Origin of the sequence: Paracoccus sp. NFXS7, assembly GCF_040148865.1 — a bacterium.
GTDB classification, from domain to species: Bacteria; Pseudomonadota; Alphaproteobacteria; order Rhodobacterales; family Rhodobacteraceae; genus Paracoccus; species Paracoccus marcusii.
This window is the reverse complement of record NZ_JAKEKV010000009.1, coordinates 159,023-166,404: the sequence shown is the minus strand read 5'-3', so window position 1 is coordinate 166,404 and position 7,382 is coordinate 159,023. Positions and strand designations below refer to the sequence as shown.

At 65.4% G+C, this 7,382-nt stretch carries 5 protein-coding genes and 1 pseudogene; 3 read left to right on the top strand and 3 right to left on the bottom strand.

Features of this window, described 5'->3' with window-relative positions; translation table 11 throughout:
• From LZ686_RS15245 to LZ686_RS15235, 3 genes and pseudogenes are all read left to right on the top strand, one after another.
• On the top strand, positions 1–351 hold a 351-nt coding region (locus LZ686_RS15245; RefSeq protein WP_349548342.1), incomplete at its 5' end, for an integrase core domain-containing protein.
• A 42-nt stretch (positions 352–393) separates the two neighbouring features.
• Positions 394–712 (top strand): annotated as a pseudogene (locus tag LZ686_RS15240) (transposase); the annotation flags it as partial.
• A gap of 606 nt (positions 713–1,318) precedes the next feature.
• Positions 1,319–2,539, top strand: a complete 1,221-nt coding sequence (locus LZ686_RS15235; RefSeq protein WP_139085991.1) for a Hint domain-containing protein — start codon at positions 1,319–1,321, stop codon at positions 2,537–2,539.
• A 51-nt stretch (positions 2,540–2,590) separates the two neighbouring features.
• Here the strand turns inward: LZ686_RS15235 and opgC are convergent, their stop codons facing one another.
• From opgC to LZ686_RS15220, 3 genes are read right to left on the bottom strand one after another with little or no spacing between them, the layout of a single operon-like run.
• Complete coding sequence (gene opgC, locus LZ686_RS15230; RefSeq protein WP_349548341.1) at positions 2,591–3,715, bottom strand: OpgC domain-containing protein; 1,125 nt, start codon at positions 3,713–3,715, stop codon at positions 2,591–2,593.
• Complete coding sequence (gene mdoH / locus LZ686_RS15225) at positions 3,712–5,829, bottom strand: glucans biosynthesis glucosyltransferase MdoH (RefSeq protein WP_349548340.1); 2,118 nt, start codon at positions 5,827–5,829, stop codon at positions 3,712–3,714. The genes opgC and mdoH overlap by 4 nt, the downstream gene beginning before the upstream one ends.
• The gene (locus tag LZ686_RS15220; RefSeq protein ID WP_349548339.1) at positions 5,826–7,331 is read right to left on the bottom strand and encodes an OpgD/OpgG family glucan biosynthesis protein; all 1,506 of its coding nucleotides are present in this window, start codon (positions 7,329–7,331) and stop codon (positions 5,826–5,828) included. The genes mdoH and LZ686_RS15220 overlap by 4 nt, the downstream gene beginning before the upstream one ends.
• Positions 7,332–7,382 lie beyond the last annotated feature (51 nt).

Sequence of the window (7,382 nt, the reverse complement as noted above, 5' to 3'; positions counted from 1 at the left end):
CCATCGGTCCAAGCGGCCATGCGACGCCAAGGGTCCCACTTCACGTCGTTTGCCTGGACAGACCGCCTGCGACGGTCGGGCGTCCGCATCTCGATGGATGGCAAAGGCGTTCGCAAGCGCACCTTGGGCAACATCTTCATCGAGCGCTTGTGGCGCACCCTGAAATACGAATGCGTCTATTTGCATGCTTGGGAGACCGGATCACAGGCACGCACCGGTGTCCGCAACTGGATGGAATTCTACAACCACCGCCGGCCGCACAAGGCTCTTGGCGGCCGACCGCCAGCAATGGTCTGCTCACTGACAGGAGAAGCAACGCAACCCGATCAGCAGGAGCAGATCAGAGCTTAAAAAGCGCCAGATCCTGTCAAAAGAATGGAGAGCACATCACATCGCAACCCCGGCCTAGGGCATGTTCATCATTCGGATCGTGGATCACAATACTCCTCTGTCGACTACCAGTCGCTGCAAATGCGGCATCCTGATCTTAATGAGCGGGCGCAGGAACTGTTACGACAACGCGATGATCGAGACGGCCTTCAAGACCCTCAAGTCCAAGCGGGTTTGGCTGGTCAACTGGCAGTCCCACCAGCAGGCTGAAAAAGCCGTCGCCAGATACATCGACGGGTTCTGTAACCCCGTTAGGCGACATTCATCGCTCGGCTTCCAAAGCCCCACCGCCTTCAATCGTAAGGCCCCGGACGTGAGCTAAACGCTCTTTACAAAAGCCGGGCAAGTCCAATGATGGTGTGCTGCTTCAGTAGGTAATCACGATAAAGTGATGACCAGCGTCTTGCGGAGATTCCAGATCTTACAACCCAAGAGTGCGTAGAGTTTAAATTGCTCACCTTTAAGACTTTCTGCACTTTCTGCATTTATTTTATCTAAACATTTCGGTACGTTTCACCTCCGTTTCAGCGATAATTCACGTTGGTGAGAGGCGACGTGTCCTTAGCAGATTTCGTTCGCTCTGAACGTATCACTGCTAGAGTTGCAGCCCATCTCGACTGGAACCGTACCGTTCGGTTCTTTCTTGGTCATGCATCTTCGCGTACATAATGTGGTAATGAAGGTTAACAGGGTCGCCGTCGCGATCCTGCACTTGGCCCCTGCAGTATTTGCGCACGGGCCCCGATCGGAGCGAGGCCAGACCATGCGACACGGCATCCGACCCCATCCCCCGTGCCCGCACTGGCCGATCGCTTACTGACCCCTGAAGGGTGCCTTCGGGCGCCCCGGCAATTCCGATTACCTGATTGGCCCCCAGAGCTGTTCTGCGGGGACGGACCTCTTACGCCCCTGTTCCAAGGAGACGCCCATGCCCGTCCTTACCCAACTTGAAGGCACGACCATTACCGGAACCGTCGACTCTCCGGTGGTGACGCTGCCGCCCACCTCCGTGCTGAATGATTTCGGCGCCGGCCAGTCCTTCGACGGCTATCGCGTCCAGGACGATGAGACCGGACCGAACACCGTTACTGCCGGTGAGTTCCTGACGCCGATCATCGATGGAGAGCCCCTGCCGGGCACGTATCTAGGGTCCGGCGTCCTGTCGACAGCGGCCGCCAATATCGGTCAGCTGTCGGGTGCGTTGACCAACGGCGTCCGCCTGCAGGTCAATCCAGTGGACGTCGACTACTTCCGCGACAATGACGGCAACGTGTATTTCATCAGCGATCAGCCCCTGACCGCAGACCGCCTTCAGGCGACCCTCACTGTTCGGGTCCTTGGTGTGAACACGACCGTGACGGTTCCGCTCAACGAGGTGAACCAAACCATTGCAGGGCTGGACCCGACAGGGGCTCTGCGTGCCGCGCTGCCGCAGGTCACAGGATTGACCCAGCAGGTGCTTGATACCGCCGTGATCAACACCACGATCAGCGGTGACGGGACGCTCGTGCTGGCGGATGACGATATCGAAATCGTGTGCTTTGCCGCCGGCACCCTGATCGACACGCCGGATGGGCCGGTGGCCGTCCAGACCCTTCGCCCGGGCGATCTGGTCATGACGCGCGACAACGGGGCGCAGCCGCTGCGCTGGACGGGATCGCAGCGCCTGTCCGCGGTGGCGCTGGCGCGCAATTCGCGCCTGACGCCGGTCCGCATCGCGGCAGGTGCCCTAGGCATCAACACACCGTCCCGGGATCTGATCGTCTCTCCCCAGCATCGGGTGCTGGTGCGGTCCCGGATCGCGCAGCGCATGTTCGGTACGTTCGAGGTGTTGGTCGCCGCCAAGCAACTGCTGTCGCTGGACGGGTTCGAACTGGCCACCGATCTGGCCGAGGTCGAATATTTCCACATCATGTTCGACCGCCACGAGGTAATCCGGTCCAACGGGGCGGATACCGAATCGCTCTATACCGGCGTGCAGGCCCTGCGCATGGTCGGCCCGGCCGCACGGCAGGAGCTGCTGACCCTGTTTCCGGACCTGGTCGATGCGGGTCGCGCGACCCTTCCTGCACGCGATCTTCCGCAGAACAGGATGGTGCGCAAGATGGCCGAACGCCATCAGCGCAACGCCTGCGCACTGGTGGGCTGAACCGCCGGCGCGACAGCAAGAAGGCCGCCCGTCACGGGCGGCCTTTTCGATTCAGGCCCGTCGTGCCTTGCGGGCACGCTGCCAGGGGGCGCCGTGCTCCAGCCACAGGGCCGACACCCACCACAGCGCCACGCAGGCCCACAGATCGACCGCAAGACGCCGCCAAGTGGGCTGGTCCTCGGGGGTCATCTGGAACGCGTCGCCCAGCACCGACAGCAGCACGCAGGCCACGAAGGCGAACAGTCCGCCCTTGCCGATCTGCTGCAATGCGACGCCGGGGCGGGTGGCCGCCAGCCATTCCATCGGCCGTGCCAAGGGGACAGAGACCAGCCACGCGGCGGCGACGATCGCCAGATAGCGGGTGCCGTCCAGGCTCCATTTGTCGATGGTGCCATAGACCTGCATCAGCGCTTGGCGGAAAGCCAGCGCGGGCTCTCCGATCCGGGCGCCGATGACGATGGCGCTGCCGAAGGCGAACATCCCGATCGCCAGCACGGTCAGCACGTGCCGCCACGGCCACAGCACCGCCATGATCGTCTGGCGATAGAGGCCGATCGCCGTGCCGGTATAGAACAGCATCTGCCAGCCGAAGGGGTTGAAGAGAAAGCCGTTCTCGGTCCGGTGGTTCGGGATCATCGCGTTCAGTTCGGGCGCGTGCCACCACAGCAGGACCGACCCCAACGCCACGATCAGCGGCCAGCGCAGCATCAGCGGCACCACGACCACCGAAAGGGTGATCAGGATCACGTAGACGGCCAGCACATCGATGATGTTGGGCTGGACCCAGAAGGTGGCGACCGTGCCGACGAAGCCCAACGGGTTCTCCAGGATCCAGTTCGCGTACTGATTCCAGATCGCCGTGTGCGGACGATCCAGCGCCAGCAGGGCCGCCGACAGCAGCGCCATCAGCACTGCGCCGATCAGCATGGCGCGCCAGACCTCGAACGCGCGGCGGGCGAACCGGCGCTGGGCCATGCGGCGTCCCTCGCGAGTTTCGACGCTGCGCCAGACGAGGCCCACCAGGAAGCCGGACAGCAGCACGAACATCTCGGACGCATCGAAGATCGAGAAGTTCGGCAGCGTCGTCCCCCGCAGGACCGAGATCGGCATGTGGTTGATCATGATGCTGACCAGCGCGTAGCCGCGCAGCATATCCAGCGCAATCAGACGGTTCATGCGGGCAACCGGCTCCACCGGGTCAGGAGGGCCGGATCCAGCAGCATGGCATCCGTTTCGGTGCGATCCATGTCGTCAAGGGCGGCGACCTGTCCGCTGGCATGCTCGATCTTGGCGCCGGCGGTGATCCGGGCCAGGCGGACCGCGCGGGGCAGGTCGTCGGGCAGGGGGGCCAGCATCGCGACATGGCGCGCCAGCAGGTCCGCGTCGGACCCAAGCCGCAGCAGGCTGTCGCGCCCGGTCATGGCCTGGGGCAGGGACCGGCTGATGGCCGCGGCCTCTGTCAGGATGGCGGGGGGATCGCGTTCTTCGGGGGTGACCAGCAGGCCGCGCAGACGTGCCCACCGGCCGAAGACCGGGCTGGCCGACAGACGCGAGGTCAGAGGCGACAGGATCAGCCCCGCCAGGATCGGCGACAGCCAGATCAGCTGGGCAGGAGAGAAGGTCGCCAGCACGATCAGCGTGCCCAGGCCCAAGACGACATGCGCCCAGTGATGGCGCAGCACCACGCCCCAGGACGGCATCGACCCGGCGCGGGTCTGCGCGTTCCAACCGCTGTCGCGGCCCGACAGGATCTCGAAGATCTGGCGGGTCTGGACCAGCATCTGCACGGGCGCGATCAGCGCGGACAGGACCGTCTCGAAGATGGCGCTGGCAAAGATGCGTACGCGGCCGCCGGAATTGCGCGCCAGGGGACGCGCCCAGGCCCGGAAGGTCGCGATGAACTTGGGCAGAAGCAGCAGGCCCATGGCGATGGCGAACAGCCACAGCATCCGGCGGCTGTCGAAGACCGGCCATTCGGGGAACAGCTGATAGGCGTTGGGGAAATATTCCGGCGTCGACAGCAGCACGGTGGCCGACAGGACCAGACCCACCAGGATCAGGGCCAGCCACAGCGGGCTCATCAGAAAGCCCATGATGCCGATGATCATGTGCGCCCGGCTGACACCGCGCAGGCCCTTGACCCCCAGCAGGCGGGAATGCTGCAGGTTGCCCTGCGCCCAACGGCGTTCGCGCACGGCCATGTCCAGCAGCGTGGGCGGGCATCCCTCATAGCTGCCGCGCAGGTCGTGATCCAGGCGCACGGCCCATCCGGCCCGGCACAGGGCGGCGGCCTCCACGAAGTCGTGGCTGAGGATGGTGCCACCAAAGGGCGGATTGCCGGGCAGGCGGGGCAGGCCGCAGGCCTGGGCAAAGGCGCTGACGCGGATGATCGCGTTGTGACCCCAGTAGTTGCCGGTATCGCCCGACCACGCGGCCACGCCGCGCGCGATCATCGGTCCATAGACGCGGCCCGCGAACTGGGTCAGGCGGGCAAAGATCGTCTCTCCGCCGACCAGCATGGGCATGGTCTGGATAAGGCCCGCCTGGGGGTCCGCCGACATGCGCGCCGACAATGCGCGGATGGTGGCGCCCGACATCACGCTGTCGGCGTCCAGCACGACCATCTGGTCATAGCGTCCACCCCATTGGCGCACGAATTCCGCCAGGTTGCCGGACTTGCGATCGTCGTTGGACAGGCGGCGGCGATACCACAGGGGCAGCGGCGACAGGGCGCGGGCGCGGTCGATCACCAGCGTCTCGTTGACGGCGATGGCGGGGTCGCGGGTGTCCGACAGCACGAAGATCTCGGTCCGGTCGGCCATGCCCTCGGCCTCCAATTCTCGGGCGAGGGCGACCAGAAGGCCCGTGCTGGTCGCGACATCCTCGTGATAGATCGGCATGACGACGACGACGCGGGCATCGTTCGGCCCATCCGGCGTGGTCAGGCGGGGGGCCAGGAACCCTGCCAGCGTCCCGCAGAACGAAAAGCCCACCCAGGCAAAGGTCGGCACGAACAGCACCAACAACGCGATCTGCATCGGCGTGGGATCGGCGCCGAAGGCCGCCAGCATCTGCGAAAAGCCCACGACGGCCAGGACCGCGGTGCCGCCAAAGGCAATCAGCCGCGCCAGCCAGACGCGAAGGCTGTTCATGCGCCGCGCGGGCCCCGCCTGCGGGTGGCGCGCGAAATCCTGCACGGGCATCGTCAGCGGCGCCATAGGCGGCACAACGGGTGCCACGGCCGGCGCGTCGGAACGACCGGCCGTCGTCATGTCATGGTCCATGGTCATGCCGTCCAGCGCGTCAGCCAGGTCTCGCTGAGGGCGAGGCCGTCGGGATCGGTCAGCAGCGCGCTGAGTTCGGACAGCTGCGTCCGCCCCGGTTCGAATTCGAATGCCAGGCGCAGCACGCCCTGTTCCGGCAGCGGTTTCAGGTAGGCATGCGCGATCCGGCCCTCGGACGCGCTGACCTGGTAGTTGGGCAGCGTCTCGCGGAACATGCCAAGATCGAAATCGATGATATAGCTGCGCGTCGTCTCGACATTGATCGACCGGCCGGACCGCACCTGCCGGACCTTGGCCAGCGGCAGGTTGCTGGGCGGCAGACCCGCAAAGCTGAGGCGATAGCGGAACTCCGTCCGCTCTCCGCCGGGGATCGTGTCGGAGGGCAGCCAGTAGCTGACGATGTTGTCGTTGAACTCGTTCTCGACCGGGATCTCGATCAGGCGCACCTCGCCCGCGCCCCAATCGCCCTCGGGCTCGATCCAGGCGGAGGGACGCAGATGGTACATCGCCTCGGCATCCTGATAGGTCTCGAAGTCGCGGGGCCGTTGCACCAGGCCAAAGCCGCGCGGATCGGTGTCGACGAAACTGCTGATCTGCAGGTTGCGCGGCGACATCAGCCCGCGCCACAGCGACTGGCCCGCACCGGTCTGCATCTGCAGCCCGTCGCTGTCGTGGCAGGCGGGGCGATAGTCGTCGACGACCCGGCGGCTGGCCGGGCTGAACCAGAACATCGACGTCAGCGGCGCCAGGCCCGTCTCGCGCAGATCGACGCGCGGGAACAGCGCGACGCGGGTCCGCACCATGGTCACTGCGCCGGGCGTCACGTCGAACTGGAACGCTGCCGCGACCGACTTGCTGTCCAGGATCGCATAGATGCGGACGCTTTCGGCGCCGGGCTTGGGCTCGACGATCCAGAAGTCGGTGAACAGCGGGAATTCCTCGCCGTCGGGGCTGCCGGTCTTGATGGCCAGGCCGCGCGCCGACAAACCATACAGCGTGCCGCGCGCCACCGCGCGGAAATAGCTGGCGCCCTGAAAGACGATGAACTCGTCCATGACGCCGGGGCGGTTCAGCGGCGTGCGCATCCGGAACCCGGACCAGCCCATGTTGCCGATCGTGTTCAGGTCCGGGCCGTCGGGGAAATAGCGTTCGTCGAATTCCAGCAGCGCCGGGTCGAACGTGATCGGCCGGGTGACGCCGTCGCGGACCAGGTTGATCTGCACCGGTTCATAAAAGATCGAACCGGGCGACAGCAGGTCCACCCGGAAGGTCGCGTTGCCCGCCAGCGGGTCCTGGTCGCGGCGGAAACGGATGCCGCGATACTGGTCATAGTCCAGGTTGGCAAAGCTGCCGACCAGTTCCGCGACCGGCTGGACGTACAGGCGCGCGGACCGTTCCTGCGCCAGCGTCGCGACCTGTTCAAAGTCGAAGGGCTGCGGGGCAGGGGGCCCGAAGGCTGCGGGGTCCATGCCTTCGGCAGGCGCTTGGGCCTGTGCCGGGACCGCCATCAGCGATCCGCCGGCAGCCAGGGCGGTGGCAGCATTGAGAAATTGACGACG